The 26872-nt window shown below is 63.9% G+C and carries 23 protein-coding genes and 1 pseudogene; 17 read left to right on the top strand and 7 right to left on the bottom strand.

Going from position 1 to position 26872, the window contains the following annotated elements; genetic code table 11:
• From ACOJSJ_RS03980 to ACOJSJ_RS03940, 9 genes are all read left to right on the top strand, one after another.
• A partial coding sequence (locus ACOJSJ_RS03980; protein ID WP_420143694.1) for a rhamnogalacturonidase occupies positions 1 to 1239 on the top strand: 1239 nt, incomplete at its 5' end.
• Between the two features lie 81 nt (positions 1240 to 1320).
• On the top strand, positions 1321 to 1635 hold the full coding sequence (locus ACOJSJ_RS03975; RefSeq protein ID WP_420143693.1) for an L-rhamnose mutarotase: 315 nt from the start codon (positions 1321 to 1323) through the stop codon (positions 1633 to 1635).
• 4 nt (positions 1636 to 1639) lie between these two features.
• The gene (locus ACOJSJ_RS03970) at positions 1640 to 4636 is read left to right on the top strand and encodes a glycoside hydrolase family 35 protein (protein WP_420143692.1); all 2997 of its coding nucleotides are present in this window, start codon (positions 1640 to 1642) and stop codon (positions 4634 to 4636) included.
• Positions 4637 to 5752: a glycoside hydrolase family 88/105 protein gene (locus tag ACOJSJ_RS03965; protein WP_420143691.1), complete on the top strand. Its 1116-nt coding sequence runs from the start codon at positions 4637 to 4639 to the stop codon at positions 5750 to 5752.
• Positions 5753 to 5780: 28 nt separating this feature from the next.
• Positions 5781 to 8267, top strand: a complete 2487-nt coding sequence (locus ACOJSJ_RS03960; protein WP_420143690.1) for a glycosyl hydrolase 115 family protein — start codon at positions 5781 to 5783, stop codon at positions 8265 to 8267.
• A gap of 85 nt (positions 8268 to 8352) precedes the next feature.
• On the top strand, positions 8353 to 9876 hold the full coding sequence (locus tag ACOJSJ_RS03955) for an MFS transporter (RefSeq protein WP_420143689.1): 1524 nt from the start codon (positions 8353 to 8355) through the stop codon (positions 9874 to 9876).
• 9 nt (positions 9877 to 9885) lie between these two features.
• Positions 9886 to 11079 (top strand): SGNH/GDSL hydrolase family protein, encoded by a 1194-nt coding sequence (locus ACOJSJ_RS03950; RefSeq protein ID WP_420143688.1) that lies wholly within the window; start codon positions 9886 to 9888, stop codon positions 11077 to 11079.
• Positions 11076 to 12056, top strand: coding sequence for a glycoside hydrolase family 43 (locus ACOJSJ_RS03945; protein WP_420143687.1), 981 nt, complete (start codon positions 11076 to 11078; stop codon positions 12054 to 12056). Before ACOJSJ_RS03950 ends, ACOJSJ_RS03945 begins: the two co-directional genes overlap by 4 nt.
• A 42-nt stretch (positions 12057 to 12098) precedes the next feature.
• Complete coding sequence (locus ACOJSJ_RS03940; RefSeq protein ID WP_420143686.1) at positions 12099 to 13151, top strand: LacI family DNA-binding transcriptional regulator; 1053 nt, start codon at positions 12099 to 12101, stop codon at positions 13149 to 13151.
• A 42-nt stretch (positions 13152 to 13193) separates the two neighbouring features.
• Here the strand turns inward: ACOJSJ_RS03940 and ACOJSJ_RS03935 are convergent, their stop codons facing one another.
• The 7 genes from ACOJSJ_RS03935 to rhmD all read right to left on the bottom strand — a co-directional run bounded on the left by ACOJSJ_RS03935 (position 13194) and on the right by rhmD (position 19983).
• Positions 13194 to 14012 carry an alpha/beta hydrolase gene (locus ACOJSJ_RS03935; protein ID WP_420143685.1) on the bottom strand — a complete coding sequence of 273 codons (819 nt, stop codon included), beginning with the start codon at positions 14010 to 14012 and terminating at the stop codon, positions 13194 to 13196.
• Complete coding sequence (locus ACOJSJ_RS03930) at positions 13999 to 15039, bottom strand: glycoside hydrolase family 43 protein (RefSeq protein ID WP_420143684.1); 1041 nt, start codon at positions 15037 to 15039, stop codon at positions 13999 to 14001. The genes ACOJSJ_RS03935 and ACOJSJ_RS03930 overlap by 14 nt, the downstream gene beginning before the upstream one ends.
• The gene (gene rhaT / locus ACOJSJ_RS03925; RefSeq protein WP_420143683.1) at positions 15039 to 16103 is read right to left on the bottom strand and encodes an L-rhamnose/proton symporter RhaT; all 1065 of its coding nucleotides are present in this window, start codon (positions 16101 to 16103) and stop codon (positions 15039 to 15041) included. Before rhaT ends, ACOJSJ_RS03930 begins: the two co-directional genes overlap by 1 nt.
• The gene (locus tag ACOJSJ_RS03920; protein WP_420143682.1) at positions 16100 to 17002 is read right to left on the bottom strand and encodes an amidohydrolase family protein; all 903 of its coding nucleotides are present in this window, start codon (positions 17000 to 17002) and stop codon (positions 16100 to 16102) included. Before ACOJSJ_RS03920 ends, rhaT begins: the two co-directional genes overlap by 4 nt.
• Positions 17003 to 17167: 165 nt before the next feature.
• Positions 17168 to 17917: an SDR family NAD(P)-dependent oxidoreductase gene (locus ACOJSJ_RS03915; protein ID WP_420143681.1), complete on the bottom strand. Its 750-nt coding sequence runs from the start codon at positions 17915 to 17917 to the stop codon at positions 17168 to 17170.
• Positions 17914 to 18771, bottom strand: a complete 858-nt coding sequence (locus ACOJSJ_RS03910; protein WP_420143680.1) for a fumarylacetoacetate hydrolase family protein — start codon at positions 18769 to 18771, stop codon at positions 17914 to 17916. The genes ACOJSJ_RS03915 and ACOJSJ_RS03910 overlap by 4 nt, the downstream gene beginning before the upstream one ends.
• A gap of 27 nt (positions 18772 to 18798) precedes the next feature.
• On the bottom strand, positions 18799 to 19983 hold the full coding sequence (gene rhmD / locus ACOJSJ_RS03905; protein ID WP_420143695.1) for an L-rhamnonate dehydratase: 1185 nt from the start codon (positions 19981 to 19983) through the stop codon (positions 18799 to 18801).
• Between the two features lie 190 nt (positions 19984 to 20173).
• Between rhmD and ACOJSJ_RS03900 the strand changes: the two genes are divergently transcribed.
• The 8 genes and pseudogenes from ACOJSJ_RS03900 to ACOJSJ_RS03865 all read left to right on the top strand — a co-directional run.
• The gene (locus tag ACOJSJ_RS03900) at positions 20174 to 21016 is read left to right on the top strand and encodes an IclR family transcriptional regulator (RefSeq protein WP_420143679.1); all 843 of its coding nucleotides are present in this window, start codon (positions 20174 to 20176) and stop codon (positions 21014 to 21016) included.
• 23 nt (positions 21017 to 21039) lie between these two features.
• Complete coding sequence (locus ACOJSJ_RS03895; RefSeq protein ID WP_420143678.1) at positions 21040 to 21804, top strand: SDR family NAD(P)-dependent oxidoreductase; 765 nt, start codon at positions 21040 to 21042, stop codon at positions 21802 to 21804.
• 140 nt (positions 21805 to 21944) lie between these two features.
• Positions 21945 to 22751, top strand: a complete 807-nt coding sequence (locus ACOJSJ_RS03890; protein WP_420143677.1) for a rhamnogalacturonan acetylesterase — start codon at positions 21945 to 21947, stop codon at positions 22749 to 22751.
• Positions 22742 to 23719 carry an alpha/beta hydrolase gene (locus tag ACOJSJ_RS03885; RefSeq protein ID WP_420143676.1) on the top strand — a complete coding sequence of 326 codons (978 nt, stop codon included), beginning with the start codon at positions 22742 to 22744 and terminating at the stop codon, positions 23717 to 23719. The genes ACOJSJ_RS03890 and ACOJSJ_RS03885 overlap by 10 nt, the downstream gene beginning before the upstream one ends.
• Entirely contained in the window at positions 23716 to 24471 is a 756-nt protein-coding gene (locus ACOJSJ_RS03880; protein ID WP_420143675.1) for a (Fe-S)-binding protein, read from the top strand. The genes ACOJSJ_RS03885 and ACOJSJ_RS03880 overlap by 4 nt, the downstream gene beginning before the upstream one ends.
• Positions 24468 to 25877 carry a lactate utilization protein B gene (locus tag ACOJSJ_RS03875; protein WP_420143674.1) on the top strand — a complete coding sequence of 470 codons (1410 nt, stop codon included), beginning with the start codon at positions 24468 to 24470 and terminating at the stop codon, positions 25875 to 25877. The genes ACOJSJ_RS03880 and ACOJSJ_RS03875 overlap by 4 nt, the downstream gene beginning before the upstream one ends.
• Positions 25874 to 26485: a LutC/YkgG family protein gene (locus ACOJSJ_RS03870; RefSeq protein ID WP_420143673.1), complete on the top strand. Its 612-nt coding sequence runs from the start codon at positions 25874 to 25876 to the stop codon at positions 26483 to 26485. The genes ACOJSJ_RS03875 and ACOJSJ_RS03870 overlap by 4 nt, the downstream gene beginning before the upstream one ends.
• Before the next feature lie 96 nt (positions 26486 to 26581).
• Positions 26582 to 26872: pseudogene (locus ACOJSJ_RS03865) on the top strand (5-dehydro-4-deoxy-D-glucuronate isomerase); the annotation flags it as partial.

Raw genomic sequence — 26872 nt, 5'->3', positions numbered from 1 at the left:
GGCAGATATGATCTGCCCGAAGAAGGCCCCAATATAAGCGAAGACGCCCTGCTCTATCAGGATTTTGGCCATAGCCATTGGCAGAACAGCCTGATCTGGGGCGACGATGTCGAACAGGTGGCGATCATCGGGCCGGGGATGATCCATGGGATCGGCCTGACCCGCGATGGCCCCGGCGCGCGGTGGAAGAAACAGGCGGGCGAACGGCCGTTGTCCATGCAGAGCATGACCGACGCGCAGATTGCGGAACTGGAACCCGCCGCCGCGGCGATGCGCGGCCTGGGCAACAAGGCGATCGCGCTGAAAAACGGGCGCGACATTCGCCTGTCGGGCTTCACCATCCTGAAGGGTGGGCATTTCGCGATTCTGGCCACCGGCACGCAGGGCCTGCGGATCGACGGGCTGACGATCGATACGGAGCGCGACGGGATCGACCTCGACTGCGTGCGCGACGTGGTGGTGGAACGGTGCCGGGTCAATTCGCCGAGCGACGACGGCATCGTCGTCAAAAGCAGCTATGCGCTGGGCCGCGCTATCGCGGCGGAAAATATCCTGATCCGCGATTGCGACGTGTCGGGTTACGATGTGGGATCGCTGGTCGATGGCACGCGACGCACCACGCAGGAGGTTGCGCCGGATCGCGACAGGGTGACGGGCCGCATCAAGCTGGGCACCGAAAGCAATGGCGGTTACCGCAACGTACGGATCGAAGATTGCCGCTTTACCCGGTGCCGGGGTCTGGCGCTGGAAACGGTGGATGGCGGGGTGATGGAGCATGTCGTCGCAAGGCGACTGACGATGCGCGACGTCACCACCGCGCCGATATTCCTGCGGCTGGGCGACCGGCGACGCGGGCCGGACGGCACAGGGGTCGGCGCGATCAACGGAGTGGACATCAGCGAAGTCGATGCGCGCGGCATCGACCATCGCTTTGCCGCCGCGATTGCAGGGCTGCCCGACCATCCGATTCGCGATGTCACGCTGCGCGACGTGCATCTGGACTATCGCGGGGGCGGGACGGCGGAAGATGCCGCGCGCAAGCCAGCGGAACTGCCCCATGCCTATCCCGAACCCAGCATGTTCGGCGTGCTGCCCAGTTGGGCATTGTGGGCACGCCATGTCGAAGGGCTGAATATCGACCGCTTCACAGCGACGGTAATGACAGCCGACATCCGTCCGCCATTTGTGATGGAAGATGTCTCCCATCTTTCTGTGCGGAACACGCCGCTGTGGCGTTGACGACAATGTGGGACAGTGTTACCAAATATAGGTAGATTGTTCCACAATATGGTTTCTTTAAAAAGACACAGGGGGAGAGCCATGACCATCCACGCCTTCAAGATGCAGCTGAAGCCCGGCGTGGTGGAGGAATATCGCAAGCGCCACGACGAAATCTGGCCGGAGCTGTCCACGCTGCTGACCGAGGCGGGCATTTATGACTATTCGATCTTTCTGGACGAGGACACGTTGAGCCTGTTCGCGGTGCTGAAGCTGCGCGACGACAATAGTCGCGACACCCTGCCCGACCATCCGGTCATGAAGCGCTGGTGGGATTATATGGCACCGCTGATGGAGGTTCGCCCAAGCAACCAGCCTGTCGAATGGCCGCTCCCCATGCTGTTCCACATGGATTGATGCGATGCGTTCGCTGATTGCCGCCCTGCTCGTCGGTTCCGCACTTGTCGCCGCGCCTGCCATTGCACAGATGGCCAGGCCCACGGCCAACCTGTCCGCCCCGGTCAAGACTTTTGGCCGTGTGTCCTATGATGCGCGGTCGCTGATGGTCGATGGCAAGCGGCTGGTGGTGTGGGGCGGCGAGTTCCACCCGTTCCGCCTGCCATCGCCCGACCTGTGGCGCGACATCCTGCAAAAGATGAAGGCGAGCGGGTATAACAGCGTCGCCCTCTATTTCGACTGGGGCTATCACAGCCCCAAGCCCGGCGTGTATGATTTCAGCGGCATCCGCGACATCGACCGCCTGCTGACCATGGCGGAGGAGGAAGGGCTTTACGTCATCACCCGCGCCGGACCCTATGTGAATGCGGAGCTGTCGCGGGGCGGCTTTCCGGGCTGGCTGGTGAACCAGCGCGCCCGCGCCCGCACCGACGACCCGGATTATCTGAAGGCCGCCGACGAATGGCTGAGCCACATCAATCCGATCATCGCGAAGCACCAGATCAACGCCGATCCCAAGCGCAAATATGGCGTCATCCTGCACCAGATCGAAAATGAGCTGGCGATGACGACCCCGGCGCAGCGCCGGTACATGGACCATCTTTATGCCAGGGCGCGGGCCGACGGCATCACCGTGCCGCTGTTCCACAACGATCAGGGCCGCAACGGTTACTGGGTGCCTGAGAGTTCGAAGGTCGAGAAGGTCGTGCATGGCCCGAACGACATGTATGCGTTTGACGGCTATCCCGGCGGCACCTGCACCGTCGAAGGCAAGCCGACCCGCGATGTCGCCGCGCCTGACTGGGGCTTTTACGGTCCGGGCGGGGCGAAGGGCGGTGCGTCGGCCTCCCCCGATACGCCGGGTTTCCTGGCGGAGTTCGGCGGCGGCTGGTTCGACTATTGGGGGTCGAATGGCGGCTATGGATGCAACGCCATCCAGCGCGGCAAGCGGTTCCAGCGGGTCTTTTACGGCACCAATCTGGCCAATGGCATCGGAATTCAGAGTTTCTACATGAGCTATGGCGGGACCAGCTGGGGCTGGTTGCCAGCGCCGGTGGTGTTCACCAGCTATGATTATGGCTCCGCCATTTCCGAGCCGCGCGTGTTGCGCGACAAGGCGATGGAGATGAAGCAGCTGGGCGGGCTGATCGCGTCGGTCCCCGATCTGGCGGGCATGATCCCGGCGGGACAGCCGGAGATTTCTTCGCCCAATATCCAGATCTACCATAATAAAAGCCCGGAAACGGATGCCCGTTTCCTGATGGTGACGCACAAGCCGTCCAATGGGCAGACGAACGACGCGTTCAGCTTTACCGCCGATCTGCCCGATGGCCGTTATAGCGTGCCGATGCAGCTGAATGGCTTCGACGCCAAATGGCTGGTCGCAGGCGTGAACCTCAACGGGCAGCGGCTGGTCTATTCGACGTCGGAGCTGCAATCGTCGCGAGATGGCGTGATGCTGCTCTATGGCCGGGCGGCCGAGCCGGGCGAGACGGTGCTGCGTTATGCTTCCGCGCCCAGTGTGACGGTGTTGGAGGGGCAGGTTTCAAGCGCGTTCGACGCGGCGAAGGGCGACCTGAAGCTGGGCTATACCCATCAGGGTCGCGCCATCGTGCGGATCGAGGGCGGGAATCGCCCGCCGCTGACGCTAATCCTCGCGGATGAGGCGGAAGGCGCGCATTATTGGCGGCAGGGCGACGCGCTGGTGCGCGGGCCTGCGCTGGTGCGTTCGGCGGTCGCGAAGGGCGGGACGCTGGCGCTGACCGGCGATACCGGTGGCGCCGATGGGCTGGAAGTGTGGGCGCCCAAGGCCATTCGCGCGGTCAGCTGGAACGGCGCAAAGGTCGCGACCAAGGTCGGCGCGGCGGGCAGCCTGATCGCGATGCAGGCGCTGAGCGGGCCCGCCGACATCGCGCTGCCCGCGCTCAATAACTGGCGCATGGCCAAGGGATCGCCCGAAGCCGATCCGGCGTTCGACGACAGCGCATGGCAGGCGATCGACAGGCGATCCTATGCCCCCACCACGATCCGCCCCGACGGCCAGCCCAATATGAGCATGGACGCCTATGGCTTTCATGACGGCGATGTCTGGTATCGGGGGCGCTTTACCGGGACGCCGGATGCCAAGGCGCTCTCGCTCTTCTACGGCGCGGGCGGCGCGGGGCTGGTGCAGGCGTGGGTGGACGGAAAGTTCATCGGCGAAGCCGAGCCGCCGACCGGCCTGCCCCGGCCGATCACCACCGGCACGGCGCGCTTTGCCCTGCCCGCCGATGCGCAGAGCGGCGAGCATATGCTGTCGGTCATGGTGCGCAACAACGGCCATAACTGGGATCTGGACAGCGATGATTTCCACAAGGAAGCGCGCGGCCTGATTTCCGCATCGCTGGAGGGCGGCCCCAGCGGCCGCAGCTTCGTAACCCCGGTCACCTGGAAGATTCAGGGCAAGAAGGGCGGCGAAGACCTGCCCGATCCGGTGCGCGGCCCCGCCAACAATGGCGGCCTGTATGGCGAACGCATGGGATGGCACCTGCCCGGATTTGACGACAGGGCATGGGGCAGGGTCAGCCTGCCCGCCGCGCAGGTGGAGGCCGGGACCAGCTGGTATCGCACCGATTTTACGCTGAACGTACCCAAGGGGCAGGATGCGACCATCGGCATCAGCTTTGGCGACGCCAGCAAGCCGCGTTCGCCGGTCCGTTATCGCGTGCTGATCTTCGTCAATGGCTGGCACATGGGGCAGTTCATCGCCCATGTCGGGCCGCAGCGCACTTTCCCTGTCCCCGAAGGCATCCTCAACCACCGGGGCAAGAACAATATCTCGCTGGCCGTCACATCCGATGGCCAGCCGGGCGACGCGCTGGAAAGCGTGCGCCTTGTCACCCTGCATAACGTGAAAGGCGGTCTGCCAGTGCAGATGGTGTCCGCGCCAAACGCACCTTCAGACCTTAAGGAGACCAAGTAAGTGGCCGCTATCCATCATGATGTCCCGCGCCAGCAGGTCGTCGAAGCCATCGACCTGCTGATGGACAATCTCGTCAATATCAAGGACGAGACGGGCGACTTCCTGCTCCATCTGGAAGATGGCCGCATCATCGACACCAAGGGGTGGGCCGGATGGGAATGGACCCATGGCGTCGGCCTGTTCGGCATGTGGCGTTATTTCGAGCAGACCGGCGATTACAAGGCGCTGGACATCATCAAACAATGGTTCGAGGATCGCTTTGCCGAGGGCACGCCGACCAAGAATATCAACACGATGGCGCCGTTCATCACGCTGGCCTATCTGTACGAATTCGAACCCGATCCGCGTTACATCCCCTATCTCGACACATGGGCCGAATGGCTGATGGCGGCCGACGGCCTGCCCAAGACCGAGGAAGGCGGATTCCAGCATATCGTCTATAATGACGAAAATCCGGGCGAAATGTGGGATGACACTTTGATGATGTCCGTCCTGCCGCTGGCCAAGATCGGCCTGCTGCTGGATCGCCCGCACTATATCGAGGAAGCCAAGCGGCAGTTTCTGGTCCATATCAAATATCTGTTCGATACGAAGACCGGCCTGTGGTTCCATGGATGGGACTTCAACGGTCGCCACAATTTCGCCGAGGCGCTGTGGGCGCGCGGCAATTGCTGGGTGACGATCGCCATTCCTGAAATCATCGAGATTCTGGACCTGAAGGACGGCGATTTCTTCCGTACCTTCCTGATCGATACGCTCGCCGCGCAGGTCAAGACGCTGGCGGAGACGCAGGACGCGGAAACCGGCCTGTGGCACACGCTGATCGTCGATCCGACCAGCTATCTGGAAGCGTCGGCCACCGCCGGTTTTGCCTATGGCATCCTGAAGGCCGTGCGGAAGGGTTACCTGCCGCGCCATTATGAGAAAGTCGGCATCAAGGCGGTGCGCGGCGTGCTGGCCAATATCGACGCGACCGGCGAATTGCAGCAGGTCAGCTTCGGCACGGCGATGGGCGATACCCAGCAATTCTACAAGGACATCGCGCTGACTTCGATGCCCTATGGCCAGAGCCTGGCCATCTGCGCATTGGGCGAGTTCCTGCGCAGCTATATCTGACGATTTCAGGGGGCGAGAGGGTTCAGCTGTGGAAGGACTGATTTCCTCTCGCCCCTTGTTCAGAGGTGCCGCCGGCCTGATCGGGCTGGCGGCATTTCTTTTGAGTGCGACGGCCGCGCTGGCGGATGAGTGGGTGCGCGGGGCCGGCAAGGCGGGCGATTTCCCGCTGGCGGTTTCCGGCCATGCGGCGCGGATCGTTACCGATCCCGCCGATCATGCCGTCGTGCGGATCGCGGCGGCGGATCTGCAGGACGACATCGGCGCGGTGACCGGCGCGAACGACGATGGAGCAGCGCAAATCTGGATCGGCACGCTGGGCCGCAATGCCGCCATCGACGCGCTGGTCAAGGCGAAGCGGATCGATGCCGGAAAGCTGACCGGCGCGTGGGAGAGTTTCCTGATCACCACGGTCGATCGGCCCGCGCCGGGCGTTGCGCGGGCGCTCGTCATCGTCGGCAGCGACCGGCGGGGCACGGCCTATGGCGCCTATGAACTGTCACGCGCCATCGGCGTGTCGCCATGGCACTGGTGGGCGGACGCTGCGCCGCTGCACCGCGATGCGATCTATGTCGCGAAGGGGGTGAAACGGTTCGGGCCGCCTTCGGTCAAATATCGCGGCATATTCCTGAATGATGAGGATTGGGGGCTGATCCCCTGGGCGGCGGGCACCCATGCGCGAGACGAAAAGCCGCTGGGGCCGAAGACATACGAAAAGATTTTCGAGCTGTTGCTGCGGCTGAAGGCCAATCTGCTGTGGCCCGCCATGCACAAGGTGACGCAGCCCTTCAACACCAATCCGGACAATGCGGCGCTGGCGGACCGGTATGGCATCGTCATGGGATCGAGCCATGCCGAACCGATGCTGCGCAACAATGTCGGCGAATGGACCGCCCCGGCGGAGGATTTCGATTATCTGAAGAATCCCGATCGCGTGCGGCAATATTGGGACGCACGGGTTATCGCCAACAAAGGATATGAAAGCATCTGGACGCTGGGGATGCGCGGCATCCATGACAGCGGCATGGTGGGGCCAAAGACGGTGGAGGAACGGCGCGCCACGCTGGAGCGGATTTTTGCCGATCAGCGGACGATGCTGGGGAAGGCCGGGATAGGCGATGCGCCGCAGGTCTTCACGCCCTATAAGGAAGTGCTGGACATCTATCGCGCCGGGCTGAAAGTGCCGGACGATGTGACGTTGATGTGGCCGGACGATAATTTCGGCTATATCCGCCATTTCCCCGATGCTGCCGAGCGGACGCGGTCGGGCGGATCAGGCATCTATTATCACCTGTCCTATCTGGGTGCGCCGCTATCCTATCTGTGGCTGTCGACCACGCCCCCTGCCCTGATCCGGCAGGAAATGAGCCGGGCCTGGGACCATGGGGCGCGGGCGATGTGGGTGGTGAATGCCGGCGACCTGAAGCCCGCCGAACTCGCCACCGACTATTTTCTGCGCATGGCGTGGGACGTCGAAGGCACGCGCGCACGGACGATCGATGATGTCGTCGCGGACTTTGCCGCCGAGACGATCGATGCGGCGCAGGCGAAACCCATCGCCGACATATTACGCGCCTACCACCGGCTGAATTTCGAACGGCGGCCGGAACATCTGCAATGGCATCTGCCCAATGAAAAAGCGCAGAAAAGCCCGTTGACCATCGCGCAGGCGGACGCGCGGCTGGCGCAATTTGCGGCGATGGAGAAGGCAGCGGCGGATATTGCGCCGCTGATCCCGGCGGAACGGCAGGACGCCTTCTTCGAACTGGTCGGCTATCCGGTGCAGGCATCTGCTGCGGCCAACCGTCGCTTTTTCGGGGCGGAAGCGCATGACCGGTTGCGCGACACCGATCTGGCGGAAGCGACGCGGCACGGGGCGCTGGCGCGAGACGCCGATGACGCGATCACGGCGCTGACGCAGCGCTACAATCGCGATGTCGCGGGCGGCAAATGGCGGGGCATGATGGCGGTGGAACCTGCCGACGGGCAATGGCGCGGCTATCGCCTGATCCCGCCGATCCTGCCCGCCGTCGATGCCGCCATGCCCGAAACGGGCAGGCAGGCCGCACCGACCGAGACAGCGAAGGAGACAATCGTCGCGCCGCGCGACTTTGTCGCCGGGGCAGGCTGGCGCCGGGTCGATGATCTGGGGCGGCATGGTTCAATGCTGGCGACAACCGGCAAGGGCGACGGGGGCGGCCCGGCGACGGCGCGCTTCACCCTTCCCACCGGGCGATGGCGGATGGTCGTGGACCTGTTGCCCGCCTATGCCGACCGGGACGGCGATCCGTTGCGGATGACGCTGACGATGGACGGCCGCGACCAGAGGCTGGAGGCGAAGCGCGAAACGGGCAGTCGCGACTGGGCAATGGGGGTGCTGGACAATCGGCTGACCATCGCAGTGCCGGGCGAATGGACGGGCGGCGACCATCGGTTGACGCTGGACGCGCGCGATGGCGGCGTGTTGATTGAGGCGGTGCGATTCCTGCCCGCCGAGGCCGATCACGCCTTGCATTAATTTCATATGGCGTGATAGATGCCCACTATGTGGCATCTAATGCCCTGCGCCAGAATATAAGAGACATGCGCGACCCAAGGCGAGGATGAGAGTGACTGTGCCCGAAACGACCCGACCCGTCCGCCTGCAAAATTACCTCGCTTATGGTTCCAACGACGTGCTGGGCGCGGGATCGATGGCGGTCATTTCCGGTTGGGTGCTGATTTTCTACACCCAGTTGTGCGGGCTGACCGCCGGACAGGCGGCGACGATCTTTGCCGTGGCGCGCATCCTGGACGCCTTCGCTTCGCCCATGATCGGCTATATTTCCGATCATTTCGGGTCCACATGGCTGGGGCGGCGGTTCGGACGCCGGCGCTTCTTCATCCTGGCCGCGATACCCCTGTTGCCCAGCTTTGCGCTGATGTGGCTGCCCGGACAGGGATTTTGGTATTATCTGGTCAGCTATGTGCTGTTCGAGCTGGTCTACGCCATGGAGATCATTCCGTTCGAAACGCTGGCCGCCGAAATGTCCACCGATTACCGGACCAAGGCGAAGTTCGCGGGATCGCGCATATTGTTCGGGCAGGCTTCGGCGATATTGGCGGGCTTCCTGCCCCTGTGGCTGATCAACGCGCTGGGCCGGGACAGCGCCGATACATTTTTCTACATGGGGATGATCTTTGCCGTGCTGTTCATGGGGACGGCGGGGCTGCTGTACCTGTTCAGCTGGGAACGGCATATGCCGGGCGGGCTGGAGGCCGTGCCTGCGCAAAAAGGCACGGGCGGCGCGGGGCAGGCGCTGAAAGCGCTGTATCGCAACCTGTTTTCAACCATGCGCATCCGGGCGTTCCGCCTGCATCTGGGCATGTATCTGGGCGGCTATATCAGTCAGGATATTTTCAACGCGGCCTTCACCTTCTTCGTGATCTTCGCTTTGTCGGGATCGATGGCGATCGCGTCCGGGCTGCTGGGCACCATGTATATCGTGCAGTTCGCGGCGGTCATCATCGCCATCAATCTGGCGCTGCGCGCATCCCCGGCAAAGGCCTATCAGGTGGCCGCCGCCGATTTCGCCGTTGGCGTGTTCGCGCTGCTGGCGCTGTGGCTGTTCAAGGTGCCCGCGACGTCGCTGTGGATATGGGTGCCGATCATGCTGGTCGGCCTTGGGCGCGGGGCGCTCAACTATATCCCCTGGGCGACCTATAATTATATGGCCGACGTCGATGAGATCGTGACCGGACAGCGGCGCGAGGGCAGCTTTGCGGGCGTCATGACATTCGTGCGCAAGGCGACGCAGGCCGCCGCAGTTGTGTGCGTGGGCTTCATCATGCAGGCGGGCGGTTTTATGTCGGGCGCAACGACGCAGAGCGACGGCGCGATCCTGACAATGGCATTGCTGCTGGGCGTGGGGACCGTGGGCTGTCTGGCGTTCGGCATCGCGATTTCGCGCCGCTTCCGCCTCAGCCCCGCGACCCATGACATTTTGATGCGCGAGATCGAGCATCTGCGCAGCGGCGCGCGCACGCCATCTTCCCCCGGCGCGGGCGCAGTGGTCGAGGATCTGTCCGGCTGGCGTTACGATCAGCTGTGGGGCAATAATCCGGTAGCCCGATCCGCGGCGCAATAAGGGGACAGGATGATGAAGCGGCAGATGATGATAGGCGCGGCGATGATGGCCGTGCTGGCGACGACGCCCGCCATGGCCGATGGCTGGTCGCGCAGCTGGATGGCCGCGCCGCTGGTGTCGAAGGCGCCGCCGGAAAAGCGCCCGGACCTTGACAACCGCACCGTGCGGCAGGTGGTGCGGATCAGCAGCGGGGGCAATCGCATCCGCATCCGCCTGTCCAACGAGATGTCGGTGCAGCCCTTGCTGCTGGGCGCGGTGCATGTCGCGCTGGCTGGGGAGAATGGCGAGATTGTCGAGGGGTCGGATCATGTCGTGACGTTCAACGGGGCGCAGGGGGCGACGATCCCGGCGCGCGCGCCGTTGCTGAGCGATCCCATCGACATGGCGGTCAAGCCGCTCACCAAAGTGACGATCAGCCTGCATCTGCCGCGGGGGGCAAGCGACGCCACCGTGCACAGCTATTCGGCAGCGACGGCATGGACCGCGCGGGGCGACCAGACGGGCGCTGTACGGCTGACCGATCCGACCGTCATCGGGCCGCGCATCATCCTTTCCGGTATCGAGGTAGAAAGTCGTACGGCCGGAACGACCATCGTGACTCTGGGTGATTCCATTACGGATGGGGTGCGCGCGACGCCGGACAGCAATCGCCGCTGGCCCGACCTGCTGGCCGAACGCTTGCAGAAGGCCGGACGAAAGTCGGTTGGCGTCGCCAATGCCGGGATCAGCGCCAATCGCCTGCTGAGTGAAGGCGATGGCTATAATGCGCTGGCCCGGTTCGACAGCGATGTGCTGGCGGTGCCGGGTGTGACCCATGTGGTGGTGCTGGAAGGGGTCAATGATCTGGGCAATGCGACGCGCGGCGGACAGGCGATGCTGCCGCCCGAAGCGCTGATCGGCGCGTACCGTCAGATGATCGCGCGGGCGCATGACCGGGGGGTGAAGGTCATATTGGCCACCATATTGCCCTATAAGGGCGCGGGTTACTGGAACGAGGCGGGCGAAACGGCGCGGGTCGCGGTGAACGAATGGATTCGCACGACCGACGAGGCAGACGGCTTTGTCGATCTGGCCAAGGCGATTGCCGACCCCGCCGATCCGGCCCGCATGGCCAAAGCCTATGATGTGGGCGACGCGCTCCACCCCAATGATGAAGGATTTCGCGTGATGGCCGATGCGGTCGATTTGCGGTTGCTGCGATGATCGCCGCGCTGACGATGATGGCCGCTGCCGCCAGCGGCCCGTTGGCGCCAAAGCCCCTGTTCCGCGACCCGGTGCATGACGGGGCGGCGGATGCATCGACCGTCTATGATGCCAAGGCCAAAGAATGGGTGATATTCTACACCAACCGGCGCGCCAATATCCCGCGTGAAGACGCCAAGGATGTGCGCTGGGTCCATGGCACCGCCATCGGCGTCGCCCGGTCGAAGGACGGGGCGCAATGGACCTATGGCGGGACGGCGAATATCCCCACCGCCTGCACCGGCGAAACGCTGTGGGCGCCGGAGGTGCAATGGCTGAAAGGCCGGTGGCATATGTGGCTGACCGTGGTGCCGGGCGTGTTTCGCGACTGGAACGCGCCGCGCTTCATCGTTCACCTGACCAGCCCGGACCTCAAAAGCTGGACCTGTGGCGAAAAACTGGACCTCAAGTCCGACCGGGTGATCGACGCCAGCGTGCTGGCCCTGCCTGCCAAAGGAAAGAAAGCCGGCGGATACCGCCTTTTCTTCAATGACGAGCGGCAGAGCAAGGCCATCGTCACGGCGGACAGCGACGACCTGATCCACTGGACCGTCAAGGATCGGCTGACCCAGACTCCCGGTGAAGGGCCAAAGGCGTTCCGGTGGAAGGGGCGATACTGGCTGATTTCCGACGCGTGGAAGGGATTGCTGGTCATGCGGTCCGACGATGGGCAGGCATGGACGACACAGCCGGGGCATATATTGGCGAGCGCGGGCGCGCAGCCGACCGACCGGGCCAAGGGGCAGCATCCCGACATCGTGGTGGCGGGCAATCGCGCCTATATCATCTATTTCGTCCATCAGGAGGGCGAGGATGCGGCGAAGGCGGACCCCGAATATTATCGCCGCACCGTGTTGCAGATCGCCGAACTGAAGGAAAAGGATGGCGTCATCAGCATCGATCGCGAAGCGCCGGTGCATGTTCGCCTGAAACCGTGAAAATGCATGATTTTCCTTGGCCGTAAAAGCGGCTAGGCAAGGATGATGCAAAAGAGCGACGCGAAGAAAAAGCCGCCAACGATCAAGGAAGTCGCCGCCCATGCGGGCGTGTCGGTGATGACGGCGTCGCGCGCCGTGAACGGGAAGGCGCTGGTTAGCGTGAAGGCCCGGCGCGCCGTCGACCTGGCGGTCAAGGAACTGGGATATGTTCCCAACGCGTCGGCGCGCGCGCTGGCGGGGAGCGCGGACCGGCGCGTCGCGCTGCTCCACAGCAACAGCACGACATCGGCCTATCTGGGCGAACTGCTGCTGGGCGCGCTGAGCGAGGCGCAGCAACGGCACCTGCATCTGGTGGTCGAACAATGCGCGCCGGGCGCCTTTGCCGAGGAAATCGTCGAACAGGTCGCCCATGCCCATGTGGCGGGCGTGATGCTGCCCCCGCCGCTGTGCGACTGGGCGGAGCTGGTCGACGGGCTGCGCGCGCGCGACATCGCCATGGTCGCCATCGCGACGGACCGGGACAGCCCGGACATGCTGAGCGTCGCGACGGACGACCGCCATGCCGCCTATGACCTGACCCGGCACCTGATCGAACTGGGGCATCGGCGGATCGGCTTTATCGAGGGCAATCCGCGCCACCGGTCGAGCGCGCGGCGGTTGCAGGGATATAAGGATGCGCTGGTCCATCACGCGCTGGAACTGGACGACGCGCTGATCGTGCCGGGGGATTTCAGTTACCGGTCGGGACTGGACGCGGCGGAAAAGCTGATGGCGCTGGCGGAAAGGCCGACCGCCATCTTTGCCTGCAACGACGATATGGCCGCCGCCGCGATCACCGTGGCGCATCAGCGCAAGATCAACGTGCCCGCCGAAATCAGCATTTGCGGGTTCGACGATACGCCGCTGGCCAGCGCGATCTGGCCCGCGCTGACCACCATCCGCCAGCCGATCCGCGACATGAGCCGGGAGGCGATCGGCCTGCTGGCCATGCGGTTTCGCAGTCAGGATGATGGTGCGGACGGGATCATCGGCAAGGTGAAGCTGGATTATCAGCTGATCCGCCGCCAGTCGGACGCGGTGCCCGCGCGGCATTGAGTTTCGTTCCTAGCATTTTCTGAAGCGAACGGGTTTTTGGGCTTACAGGAAACCCACCTGTCGCAGCCAGGCTTCGCACAGGCGGGGCCAGAGCGACACCGGCTGATCCGGCGTGTCGAGCGCGAATCCATGAGGTGCATCGGCGAAGATATGCAGTTCGGGGCTGGTCCCGGCGGCCTTCAGCGCGACGTGCAGGCGATGGGCATTGTCCACCGGCACCACCGGATCATTGCCGGAATAGACGATGAAGGTCGGCGGCGGATCGGGCAGCAATTGCGCGTCGGGTTGCAGCGCGTCGTAGAGCGCCTGTTTTTCCACCGGCGGCAGCGGCGGCTTGTCCGCGACGATCGTGCGGCCCTTCGCATTGGTGGAGATGGGGGCGTAGCCGACGACCAGTATATCGGGGCGTTGCGGGGATGCGCTGCCCCAGTCGGACGGGTAATCGGCGATCAGGCAGGATGCGAGATGACCGCCCGACGACAGGCCGACCACGCCGACGCCCGCCGCGCCAAAAGGACTGGCGCGGATCAGGCGCATCGCGGCATGCGCGTCGTCCAGCGGGGCGGACGGGCCAGTCCCGCCATGGGGGAAGCGGTGGATGAGGACGAAGGCATGATAGCCAAGCGCAGTCAGCCAGCAGGCGACCTGAACCCCCTCCCGCCCCGCCATCAGCGCGGTGTAGCCACCGCCACCCAGGATCAGCATGGCGCGGCCGTTGGGATGGGCGGGGGCATAGCCCAGCAGCACCGGCCGTTCGACGGCCGTGACGACCGCCTGTTCGGGGGCTGCGTCGTCATTTTCCAGCGTGAAGGCGCTTGTGGCCGCATCGTGGAGCGGCCAGACCAGATCAGCAGCGAGCATCTTTTCCTCCCATCGGGCAGCCGTGCGTGGGATAGGCTTCACCATCCAGTTCGACCGCTTCGCGCGCCACTTCGACCCGGTCGCCCGCGTCGCGCATCTCGTAGAATTTCGCCAGCGCCCGCTTGAACGGACGATGCAGGATCAGCATCAGCCGCCCGTCAAAGGCGCGGAAGAGCATGCCATGGCCGCTGTCCCGCTCGACCAGCGGGCCGAGCTGTTCCCACGGTCCGGTGATCGTACCGCTTTTCGAACGGGCCTGCGCCTGCACATAACCATCCTTGCCCCAGCTGGACCAGAGCATCAGGAGCGTGCCGTTCTGCGTGCGGAACAGTTGCGGGCCATCGGTGACATAGCCGGTATCGCCTTCGGGCTGTTTCTGGCCCAGTACCCAGTCGGCTTCATTGGCGCGGAAAAGGATGCGCGGTTTGCCTGCGGGGGACAGATCGTCCTTCAGGGGCATCGCCTCCATCGTGCCGACGCCCATTTGCAGCCATTCATGGGCATGGACCAGCCATGGCCTGCCCGCTGCATCGACATGGAGCGTGCCGTCCAGCGTCATGTCGGTGGCGGGCGCGACCGGTTCGCCCCGGTTGATGAGGGTATAGGGGCCATCGATCCGGTCCGACACGGCGAGTAGGGTGGCGCGGCGATAGGTGGGGCGCCTGCCCCGTGACGGGATCGCCGCCTTTTCATTATGGAAGGTCGCGAAAAGATACCAGCGGCCCTGCCAGCGATGGACTTCGGGCGCCCAGCCGCCTTCGTTTGCCCAGCTGTCGTCCGGCAGGGCGAAGACCAGTTTCGGTTGCTGCCAATGGGCAAGGTCGGTGCTGGCATAGGCCATGATGCCGATGCGCCTGTCTCCGGTGACCGCCGGGTCATTTCTGGAGAAGAGCCAGTAGGTCTTGCTACCCTGTTCCGCGACCACGAACGGGTCGTGGATGCGCAGGTGCGACGTCAGCAGCGGGGCATCGTCGGCGGCGGCCGGAACGGCGAGGCCGATCAGCAGGGCGGCGAGCAGAGCGCGCATCAGGCCGCCAGCCGGTTGCCGTAACCGATGATGATGGTAGCGAGGATCAGCAGGCCGACGCCGCTCCACACCATGCGGCGGACGGCGGGCGCGGCATCCTTCCATTCACAGAAGGCGAAGCCCCAGCAGGTGCCGAAGATGATGATCGACGCCATATGCAGCGTCCAGCTGGAAAAGCCGAAGCGGCCCATCTGGCTTTCGCCCATGGTATAGAAGAAGAACTGGAAATACCAGGCCGTCCCCGCCATCGCGCAGAGCAGGATATTGGGGAACAGCGCGGGGCGTTGACCAGATGCGTCGGGCGCGCCGAACCACTGGCCCGCCGACCTGTTTTTCGTGATCAGCCAGCCGCACCACAGCGCATTGGTGACAAGGCCGCCGAACATGACGAGACAGAGGGTGGGAAGGCCGGTCCAGAGCGGGCCGGTGCCTGCGGCCGCCGACAGCGCCTTGACCGGTTCGCCCGCCGCAAGGCCGAAAGCGAAGCAGCTGGACATGATGCCGGAAAAGAGGGCGACGGCGATGCCCTTCTTGAAATCGAACTCCGCGACGGCGGCGGCCTTTTGCGCGGAGGAGAGCGCTTCATCCTTGCGCGCGCCTGCGCGGGCCACGACGATGATGCCCAGAACCGTTACCGCAAGGCCCAGCAGAACGATCTGGCCGTGGAGGGTGCCTGCAATCTCCGTCATGAACGTGCCGTCGAAGATGGGCGGGATCAGCGTGCCGAAGACGGTGCAAAGCCCCAGCACCACCGCCATACCGAGCGAGAGGCCGAGATAGCGCATGGTGAGCCCATAGGTTAAGCCGCCAAAGCCCCAGAGAATGCCGAAGAAAACGCACCAGCCGATGATGGACGACGGCACCTGTGCCATCACGCCCATCAGGTCATTGGTCTGGACCGAGGCGAAAAACCATGGCGCGACGATCCAGGAAAAGATGCCGCCGGTCAGCCAGTAAATTTCCCAGTTCCAGCGTTTGACGCCGCGAAAGGGGACATAGAAGCTGGCCGAGGCGAAGCCCCCCAGCCAGTGGAAGAGGACGCCGAGCAGGGGATTGGGGGTCACAGGTCAAGTCCGAGGCGATAGAGGCGATTGGCATTGCCCGCGAAGAGGGCGCGGCGGTCATCTTCCGGGAAATCCGCGACGATGGCGTGATAGGCCTCCATATAGCGGTCGATCGGGCCGAACAGCTTGTCCGTCGGCGTGTCGCTGGCAAAGGCGCAGCGCTCCACGCCGAACAGGTCGATGGCTTCGCGGACCAGCGGTTCGATGCTCTCACGCGTCCAGTCGCGATGGATGAAGCCCATGCCCGACAGCTTGACCGCAACATGGGGGATCGCCGCCAGTGCCTTCATACCGCGGCGCCAGTCGTTGAGGCCATCGGGGTCGGTCAGCACCGGCATGCCCATATGATTGATGATGACAGGAATGTCGGGGTGCCGTTCGATCAGCGGCGCAAGGCCCGGCATCTGGCCCGGATAGCATTGCAGGTCGAAGGACAGGCCGTGTCTGGCCAGCAGCGCATAGCCCGCCTGCCATGTCGGATCGACAGTGAGGTCGACCGGGCCATAGGTGCGCATCGGATCGGCATGCCAGTTGACGATGTGGCGGATGCCCTTGACGCGGGGATGCGCCGCCTGCGCGGACAGCAGCGCGTCAACATCCGGATCGTTCAGCGCAGCGAAGGCGACGATTCCGGTGGGAAGCCCGTGCGCATCGGCGAGGCCGTTCAGCCATATCGTTTCGTTCAGCGCGCTTTCCGCCGCGGCACCGGCATCGACATGGACGGCGCCCACGACATTCCAGCGGGCGAGGTCGGTGCGATAGTCGGCGACGCCATAATCATGGGCGATGGGTTCGACGCTGCCGTTCGGCCCTTCGTCCGAGAAGGGCGGGCTGAGCCAGTCGTAACGGATATGGCTGAGATCCCACAGATGGATATGGGCATCGACAAAGGGGATCATGCGACCTCTCCACAGAATTAGCTCCGTTCGGGCTGAGCCTGTCGAAGCCCATTTTTCTTCCGAAGAAGAGAAGACCTTCGACAGGCTCAGGGCGAACGGATCAGGGGTTGGATGGCTTGCGGCGCTCCGGCTCTTACCGGCCGGTTGCGCCGCGCGACTTTATTTTTAGAAGGTGGTGCGGCCGCCCGACGTGTCGAAGGTCGACGCGGTGGTGAAGCTGCATTCCTCGCTCGCCATGAAGCAGACCATGGCGGCCGATTCCTCGATCAGGCCAAGGCGGCCCATCGGGATTTTAGAACGCATATAATCGACCTGACTCTGCGGCAGCTGGGCGAGGATCGGGCTTTCGAAGGTCGCGGGGGTCAGCGCGTTGGCGATGACGCCCTTGCCCGCCAGTTCCTTGCCAAGGCTCTTGGTGAAGCCGATCACGCCCGCCTTGCTGGCCGAATAGGCGCTGGCGTTGGGATTGCCTTCCTTGCCTGCGACGGAAGCGAGGTTGACGATCCGTCCATAGCCATTTTCGAGCAGGAACGGCACGACTTCCCGATTGCAGTAGAAAAGGCCGTTCAAGTTGATGTCGATCACCCGCTGGAAGCTGTCCACCGGATAGTCCCACACGGTCGCGGTCGCGCCGGTGATCCCGGCCGAGCAGATCAGGATGTCGACCTTGCCCAGAGCGGCGGCACTTTCCTTTGCCGCGGCGGCGACGGCGGCATAGTCGCTGACGTCCAGCGCTTGCGTATGGGCCGCGCCAACCTCTTCCTTCGTGGCGGCGAGCGCTTCGGGATTAAGATCCCAGAGCGCGACCTGACCGCCCTCCGCAACGATGCGGGCGGCAACCTGCTTGCCAAGGCCCGATGCGCCGCCGGTGATGATCGCGTTGCGGCCCGCGAAACGGCCTGCGTAGATGCTCATCCCAGCACCTCGTCACCCAGATGACGCCATTCCGACACATTCTGCGTCTGGACGCCCAGCTTTTCGATGCCCAGTTCCATGACATCGCCGGCCTTGAGGTAGATGGCGTTGGGCTTCTTGCCCTCACCCACGCCCGGAGGGGTGCCGGTGATCATCAGGTCGCCGGGGTAGAGGGTGATATATTCGCTGACGTAGGAGATGAGCTGGGCGACGTTGAAGATCATCGTCTTCGTGTTGCCGGTCTGCATCCGCTCACCATTGATGTTGAGATACATGTCGAGATTCTGGACGTCGCCCACTTCGTCCGGCGTCACGAGCCAGGGACCGACGGGGCAGAAGGTGTCATGGCCCTTGCCCTTGGACCACTGGGTGCCGCGCTGCTTCTGGTTGAAGCGTTCCGACACGTCGTTGACGAGCGTGTAGCCCGCGACCTTCGACAGGGCGTCTTCTTCGCTGACGAAGCGGCAGGTTTCGCCGATGACGACGCCCAGTTCGACTTCCCAGTCGCCATGGGTACTATTCTTGGGCAGCACGACTTCGTCGTTCGGGCCGTTCAGCGACGACAGCGCCTTCATGAACATCATCGGTTCGGTCGGGATCGGCAGGTTCGATTCGATCGCATGATCCTCATAATTGAGGCCGATGGCGACGATCTTGCCGATGCCCTTGACCGGCACGCCATAGCGCGGGGCGCCTTCGACGACTGGCAGCGACGCGATGTCCGCGCCCTTTGCGGCGGCGAGGCTTTCGATGGTGAGGTCGGACACGATGCCCGACAGGTCACGGATGTTGCCGTCGGCATCGATGACGCCGGGCTTTTCCTGGCCACGCTGGCCGAAACGAACGAATTTCATGGAGTTCAGTCTTTCTTTATCGAATGATCAGTGCGTGTAGGGGCGGTGCATCGCGATGTCGGGGTTGAGGTCGACACCGAAGCCCGGCTTGTCGAGCGCGCTCACCTTCATCCGGCCATTTTCCGGTACCGGTTCGCCCAGCAATTGCGGGTGGAACATGGGCACCACCTCCGTCGGCCCCGGATGCATCATCAGAAATTCGGCGAAGGGCGAGTTGTGGCGGGTGATGACGAAATGATAGGAGTAGACCGACGAGCCATGCGGCACGACCATCTTGCCATGGGCGTCGGCCAGCGCGCTGATCTTGAGCAGTTCGGTGACGCCGCCGCACCAGCCGACATCGGGTTGGATGATGTCGCAGCAATCCATTTCCATCAGCATGCGGAAGCCCCAGCGGGTCGCTTCATGCTCGCCGGTGGTGACCAGCATGCCCTTGGGCACGTTGCGCTTGAGCGCGGCATAGCCCCAATAATCGTCGGGGCTGATCGCTTCCTCGATCCATTTGAGGCCGAGTTCATGCGCGGCGATGGCAAGGCGGGTGGCATAGTCGACGTCGAGCGCCATCCAGCAATCCCACATCAGCCAGAAATCGTTACCGACCTTCGACCGCATGTCGGCCAGTTCGGCGATGTTTTTCTTGAGGCCTTCTACACCTTCGGCCGGGCCGTGGTGCAGCGCCATCTTGCCGCCGATGAAGCCGAATTCCTTCGCCTTGTCCGGCCGCGCGCCGGTGGCGTAGAATTGCAGTTCGTCGCGCACCGCGCCGCCCAGCAGATGATAGACCGGTTCCTGCCGCAGCTTGCCCAGCAAATCCCACAGCGCCAGATCGACGCCGGAAATCGCGTTGATGACCAGCCCCTTGCGCCCATAATATTGGGTCGAGAAATACATCTGGTCCCAGATTTTCTCATAATCGGTCGGCGCGCGCCCTTCCAGGAAACGGGCGAGATGCTTTTCCACGATATAGGCCGCCGGTTCGCCGCCGGTGGTCACGGCGAAGCCGACGGTGCCGTCTTCCGCCTCGATCTCCACCACCAGCGTGCCCAGCACGTTGATGCCGAAGCTCTGCCGCGACTGACGATATTCGGGATATTTCGACATCGGCGTCGCGATATGATCGTCGATCCAGTGGCCTTCGCCCTGGTCATGATAGTCGGCGCCGCCACCGCGCACGGTGAAAGCACGGACATGCTTGATTTTCGGCAAGGTCACGATGGGCACGCACACACTCCCTGAATGACGCCGACGTTCATCATGTGGGAACGCACGGCAATAACTTCCAAAATATGGCCAAAATGGCGATAAAGTCTGGGTGGTGCGGGCGGTGGCATGATTGGAAGAATCGTGCCGCCCCTCTCCTTCACCCTTGTTTTTCTCATTTTGTGGGATAGAGTGTTATTAGATGAGACAGAAAACGTCAAATCCAGAATCGGACGGATCTGAAATTTTGGGGCGAGAGGAAAAATCCAAGGCCGGCGGCTCCCAGACCCTGCATCGCGGGCTGGACCTGCTCGACCAGGTGATCGACGGGCCGATCAAGCTGGCCGACCTGTCGGAACGCATGGGCCTGACCCGGTCGACCACGCACCGTCTGGCCAATGCCATGGTGGATCGGGGTTTCCTGACTTTCCTGCCGCGCGAAGGCTATCAGCTGGGGCCAAAGCTGTTGCAGCTGGGCTTTCTGGCGCAATCGCAGACCGACGTGGTGCAGATCGCCCGGCCGCATCTGGAAACGCTGGCCGCCGCGAGCGAGGATGTGGTGCATCTGGGGCGGCTGGACGGCGAACAGGCGCTGTATCTGGACAAGATTCCCGGCCGCCGCCGCGTGGAAATCAGCAGCCGGATCGGGGATCGCCACCCTCTGACCTCCACCGGCCTTGGCAAGGCGTTGTTGATCGACGACAGCGAAGCGACATGGCGGCGGCTGTTCGAGGAAGATCAGGCCGCGGGCACCCATCCGGTCGACTATGCGATCTGGCTGGAACGCATGCGTGGCTATGTCGCCGCCGGGCGATCCTTCGATCTGGAAGAGAATGAGGATCAGATACGATGCGTCGCCGCGCCCATCCGCGACGCGTCAGGCGCGATCGTCGCCGCCATCAGCCTGTCGAGCGCGGCCCAATATATGGACGATGATCGCATGGCTTCGCTGAGCGACGACGTCCGCGCCGCCGCGCAAAGAGTCAGCGCCGATCTGGGCTGGACCCCCGGCGTCAAACCACCCCGTCGCCCGTTGCGGCGATAACCCATCGAAGGAAAAGCGATCCCATGAAGCTGCTTGAAGGCAAGACCGTCCTCGTCACCGGCGCATCGACCGGCATCGGCCGCGCCGCCGCCATCGGTGCTGCCCAGCATGGCGCCGATGTCGTGATCAACTATGCCAATAGCGATGGCCCGGCCGCAAGCTGCGTGGCGGAGATCGAGGCGTTGGGCCAGCGCGCCATCGCGGTGAAGGGCGACGTCGCCGACCCGCAGACCGCGCAGGATTTCGTGGCGAAGGCGGTCGAGGCTTTCGGCAAGGTGGACGTCATGGTCAGCAATGCGGGCATCTGCCCCTTCCACGGCTTCCTCGACATGCCGGTCGATGTGGTGGAGCGGACGTTCAGGGTGAACCTGCACGGCGCTTACTTCATGGTGCAGGCGGCCGCGCAGCAGATGGTGAAACAGGGTCATGGCGGGTCGATCGTCGCCGTGTCGTCCATCTCCGCCCTCGTCGGCGGGGAGTATCAGACCCATTATACCCCGACCAAGGCAGGCGTGCATTCGCTGATGCAGTCGACAGCGATTGCGCTGGGCAAGCATGGCATCCGCTGCAACAGCGTATTGCCCGGCACCATCCTGACCGAGATCAACAAGGACGATCTGGCCGACGTCGAAAAGCGCCAATATATGGAAGCGCGCACGCCGCTCGGCCGTCTGGGCCAGCCGGAGGATCTGGCCGGGCCGATCATATTCCTGGCGTCGGACATGGCCGCCTATGTCACCGGCGCGGCGTTGCTGGTCGATGGCGGCATGTATGTGAATTTGCAGTAATTCTGGTAAACATTGTGGCGCCATCCTCCGCTCCGTTCGGGCTGAACCTGTCAAAGTCCACTTCTTTCAAGAAGGAAAAGCCCTTCATCAGGCTCAGGGCGAACGGGGTTAGGGAAGGTGACCAAACAGGACGCCGCCGCATGAGGATCGCCCAGAAGATCACAGTCTTGCTTGTTGGCTTGTTTGCCGGTTTGCCCGCCCATGCCACCCGGCCGGGCAACACAATCCTGATCGCCAGCGATTCGACGGCGGCGCCATACAAGGCGGATCGTTACCCGCAGGTCGGCTGGGGGCAGATGCTGCAATGCGGCCTGTCCCCAAACGTACGTGTCGCCAATCATGCCATGGGCGGGCGATCCACCCGGACCTTCCTGTCCGAAGGGCGATGGGAGCGGCTGCTGGCCGACATGATGCCGGGCGACACGGTGCTGATCCAGTTCGGCCATAATGATCAGGCGCGAGGCAAGCCCGAACGCTGGGCGCCCGCGCAGAGCGATTACCGCAACAATTTGATGCGGTTCATCTGGGATGTGCGCGGCGCGGGCGGGATTCCGGTGTTGGTGACGCCGGTTGCGCGGCGCAACTTTGGCGCGGACGGCAAGGCGATGGCCGATTATCCCGAATTTTCCGGCGTCATGCGGCAATTGTCGCAGGACATGCATGTGCCGTTGATCGACCTTGAGACGCTGTCGCGGCACTGGCTGGACCGGGCCGGGGAAGAGGCGGCAAAGCGCTATTATCTTCATTATCGTGCGGAGGATGGCATTGCGGCCTTCCCCAAGGGCGTGACCGACAATACCCATTTCAGCGAAATCGGCGGACGACAGGTGGCCGATCTGGTTGCGGGCGGGCTGAAGGCGCTCAATCTGCCCATATCGGACAAGGTGCTGGCGCAGCGCCCTGCCCTGACCAGATTAGCGCCGCTTGGGAGGAGTGATTGCCTATGATCGATCGCCGCACTTTGCTGGCGGGCAGCCTGGTCGGGGCCGCCCTGTCTTCTGCCACTATGGCGCAGGGGGCCGGACCGGCATTTCCCCTGCCCGCAGGGTTCGAGCGATTTCCGATCTGGCCGGGCAAGGCACCGGGCGGCGAACATGTTACTGTGCAGGAGCAGGAAATGCTGCGCCAGCTGGGTAGTTCGACGGATGACACCGCTTTTTCCCATGTCACGACGCCGACGCTGACCCTGTTGCGTCCGGCACGGCCCAATGGCGCGGCGATGCTGCTGATCCCCGGTGGCGGCTATACCCGCGTGGCCATCGGCAAGGAGGGCTATGCCATCGCCCGCCGCTTTGCCGAGGCGGGCTATGCCTGTTTCTCGCTGGTCTATCGCATGCCCGCCGATGGATGGGCGGCGGGCGCGGAGGCGCCGTTGCAGGATGCGCAGCGGGCTTTGCGTATCGTGCGGGCGCTGGGGCATAAGGAGAAGTTCGACCCCGAACGTGTGGGCGTCATGGGTTTTTCGGCCGGGGGACATCTGGCCGCATGGCTGACCAGCCGGACGCCCAGGGAAAGCTATGCCCCGGTCGACGCCAGCGACCGCGAACCGATAAAAGCGGCGATCGCCGCCTATATGTATCCGGTGATCCAGATGGAGGGACCGTTCGTCCATGCCGGATCGCGCACGCAATTGCTGGGCGCCAACCCGTCGCCCGAACGGATGCGCGTCTATTCGCTGGAGCATGATGTCAGCGCCGATACGCCGCCGGTCTTTCTGGCCCATGCGCTGAACGATGCCGCGGTGCCGCCGGAAAATAGCCTGGCGATGCTGGCAGCATTGCGGGCTAAAGGTGTCACAGCTGAGTGCCATCTGTTCGAAAACGGCAATCATGGCTTTGGCCTGGCCCCCGCCCCGGCGGCGCCCGCGCCATGGCCGGACCTGTTCCTCAATTTTGCAAAGCGTCATGGTCTGTGAAGCATAACGTCGCCCTGTTCGTTACCTGTCTGGTCGATGTCATGCGCCCGCGCATCGGCTTTGCCGCGATCCGCGCGCTGGAGGCGGCGGGATGCGACGTGGTGGTGCCCGAAGGGCAGACATGTTGCGGCCAGCCCGCATTGAACAGCGGCGACCGCGATCATGCGGCGATGCTGGCGAAGCAGACGATCGCAGCGCTGGAACCCTATGAGGCGGTGGTGGTGCCGTCGGGGTCGTGCGCGGGGACGATCCGCTGCCATTATCCGGAGATATTCGAGGCTGATAGGGAGTGGCTGCCCCGTGCGCAGGCGGTGGCCGACAAGACATGGGAAGTCATGGCCTATCTGGATCAGGTGTGCGGGTGGAAACCCGAAGCGGTGCGCGTCGATGCCACCGCCACCTATCATGACAGCTGTTCGGGCCTGCGCGAACTGGGGATCAAGGCGCAGCCGCGCCGGTTGCTGAAAGGGATAGAGGGCCTCAGCTTTGCGCCACTCAAGGGTGAGGAGACCTGTTGCGGCTTTGGCGGGACGTTCTGCGTCAAATATCCGGCCATTTCCAACGCCATCGTCGGGGAAAAGGCGGACGCCATCGACGCGACCGGGGCGGACCTGTTGCTGGCGGGCGACCTTGGCTGCCTGATGAACATGGCGGGGAAGCTGCATCGCAAAGGGAGCAAAGTGCGCGCGTTCCACGCCATCGAACTGATCGCGGGCATGGGTGATGGCCCGGCCATCGGGGAAGAAGCATGAGCAGCGTCATCGAGGCGGACTTCAAGACGCGCGCCGACAACGCACTGGCCGACCGCATATTGAAGGTCGCGGTCGAGCGGACCGCAGGCACAGCCGAAGCAAAACGCGCCGTGGCGGTCGACGCCTTCCCCGATTTCGAGGCGGCGCGGGACCGGGCGGCCGCGATCAAGGATCATGTGGTCGCGCATCTGGGCGCCTATCTGGAAGAATTCGAGGCGAACGCCATCGCCGCCGGGGCGAAGGTCCATTGGGCCAGCACCGCGGACGAAGCCTGCCGGATCGTCATCGACATCTGCAATGGCGCGGGCGCGAAGAGCGTCGCCCGGTCCAAATCCATGCTGGGCGAGGAAATCGGCCTGCCCCATGCGCTGGCCGAGGCGGGGATCGGACGGGTCGAGACGGACCTGGCCGAACATATCATCCAGCTGGCGGACGAGCGCCCGTCGCACATCATCTGGCCCGCCATGCACAAGACCCGCGAACAGGTTTCCGCCCTGTTCAAGGCGAAGCATCGCAGTCCGCATGAGGAAGAGACGATCGCCGCCATGGCCGAAAGCGCCCGGCGCGAACTGCGCAGCCAGATGCTGGGTGCCGATGTCGGCATATCAGGCGCGAATTTCCTGATTGCCGATACGGGCGCTGTCTGCACCGTCACAAATGAGGGCAATGCCGAATTGTCGCTGGTGCCGCCGCGCGTACATATCGTGACGGCGGGAATCGAGAAGATCGTGCCGTCGATGCCGCACGCCATCCATATGCTGCGCATGCTGGCGCGGTCGGCCACCGGCGCGGCGCTGACCCAATATACGACCTTCTATACCGGCCCCAAACGCCCCGGCGACCGTGACGGGCCGGAGGAGATGCATATTGTGCTGGTCGATAATGGCCGCACGAAGATGCGCGAGGAAGGGCTGGCGGAGATGCTACGCTGCATCCGGTGCGGGGCGTGCATGAACCATTGCGTGGTGTTCCGGCAAATTGGCGGCCATGCCTATGGCGGCACCTATCCGGGGCCGATGGGCGCGGTGCTGACCCCGGTGTTCGACGGGCTGGAAAAGAGCCGCGAACTGGCGAGCGCCTGTACGCTCAACGGCAAATGTCAGGAAGTGTGCCCGGTGCGCATACCGCTCCCCACGCTGCTGAAAGGGTGGCGGGAAAAGAGCTGGCGCGAAGGGCTGGAACCGACATCGATGCGCTGGGGCCTTGGGCTGTGGGCATGGGTGGCGCAGCGGCCCGCGCTCTATCGGCTGGGGACCGGCATGGCAGTGCGGGCGATGCGGATGCTGGGGCGCAAAGGGTGGATCGGCACGCTGCCGCTGGCGGGCGGATGGACGCGCTATCGCGACATGCCAAAGCCCGCCGCGCGCACATTCATGGATCAATATAAGAAGGAGCGCAGCCGGTGAGCGCGCGCGATGCCATCCTGACCCGGTTGAAGGGCGCGCAGCCCAACCGGATCGAAGCCGACGCGCTGCTGATCGCACCGGAACGCCCGATGGTGGATGAAAACGCGCTGGAGGCGGAATTTCTGGCGCGTCTGGCCCTGCCCAGCGTCAATGCCAGCCATGACATGATCGACTGCATCGCCGATCTTCCGCAGGCCATCGCCCGTTATCTGGACGGTGAGGGCGCGCCGCGCAGCCTGTGCCTGCCGCCCGATCCGCGCCTTGATGCATGCGACTGGCAGGGCTTTGCCCTGCACGAGACGGCTGCGCCCGATGAAAGCGCGGCGCTGGCGATCGCGCGCAGGGGGATTGCGGAAACCGGGTCGCTGATATTCGACACTGCGGCCACCGCGCCGATGCTGCCCAATTTCCTGGCGCTGCATCATATCGTCCTGCTGGCCGTGGACGATATTGCACCCTATCTGGAATCGGCGCCGCTGACCGGTGTGCAACCCCGCGCCCATTATTGGGTGACGGGCGTATCGGGCACGACCGACATCGAAGGCACCTATGTGCGCGGTGCGCATGGCCCGCGATTCCTGCATGTCATATTGCTGCGCCATACATGACCGCATGGCGGAACTTCATTCCACATTCAGGGAATAATCGCTTACTTTTAGAGTCTCCTCCGTTATAAGGCGCGCAAAGTTCCAAGGAGAATCCCGATGTTCGAGAAGACCTATTATGCGACGCACCCTGACATGATGGAATGCGTATCGAACGATGAGCTGCGGGATCGTTACCTGATCGGTGGCCTGTTCCGGGATGGCGAATGCGTGCTGAACTATACGCATGCGGAGCGTTTCGTGATCGGCGGCGTGGCGGTGGCCGATGCGCCGGTGCAGCTGCCCGCGCAGACCGAGCCGGCGTCGGCGGCGGGTCACCCCTTCCTTGAGCGGCGCGAACTGGCGATCGTCAATGTGGGCAATGTGGCCGGCACGGTCACGGTCGATGGC

The sequence above is a fragment of the Sphingobium sp. genome, assembly GCF_048594625.1.
Lineage (GTDB): Bacteria > Pseudomonadota > Alphaproteobacteria > Sphingomonadales > Sphingomonadaceae > Sphingobium.
Note: the sequence above shows the minus strand (reverse complement) of the source record. Positions and strands in the feature narration are given on the sequence as shown.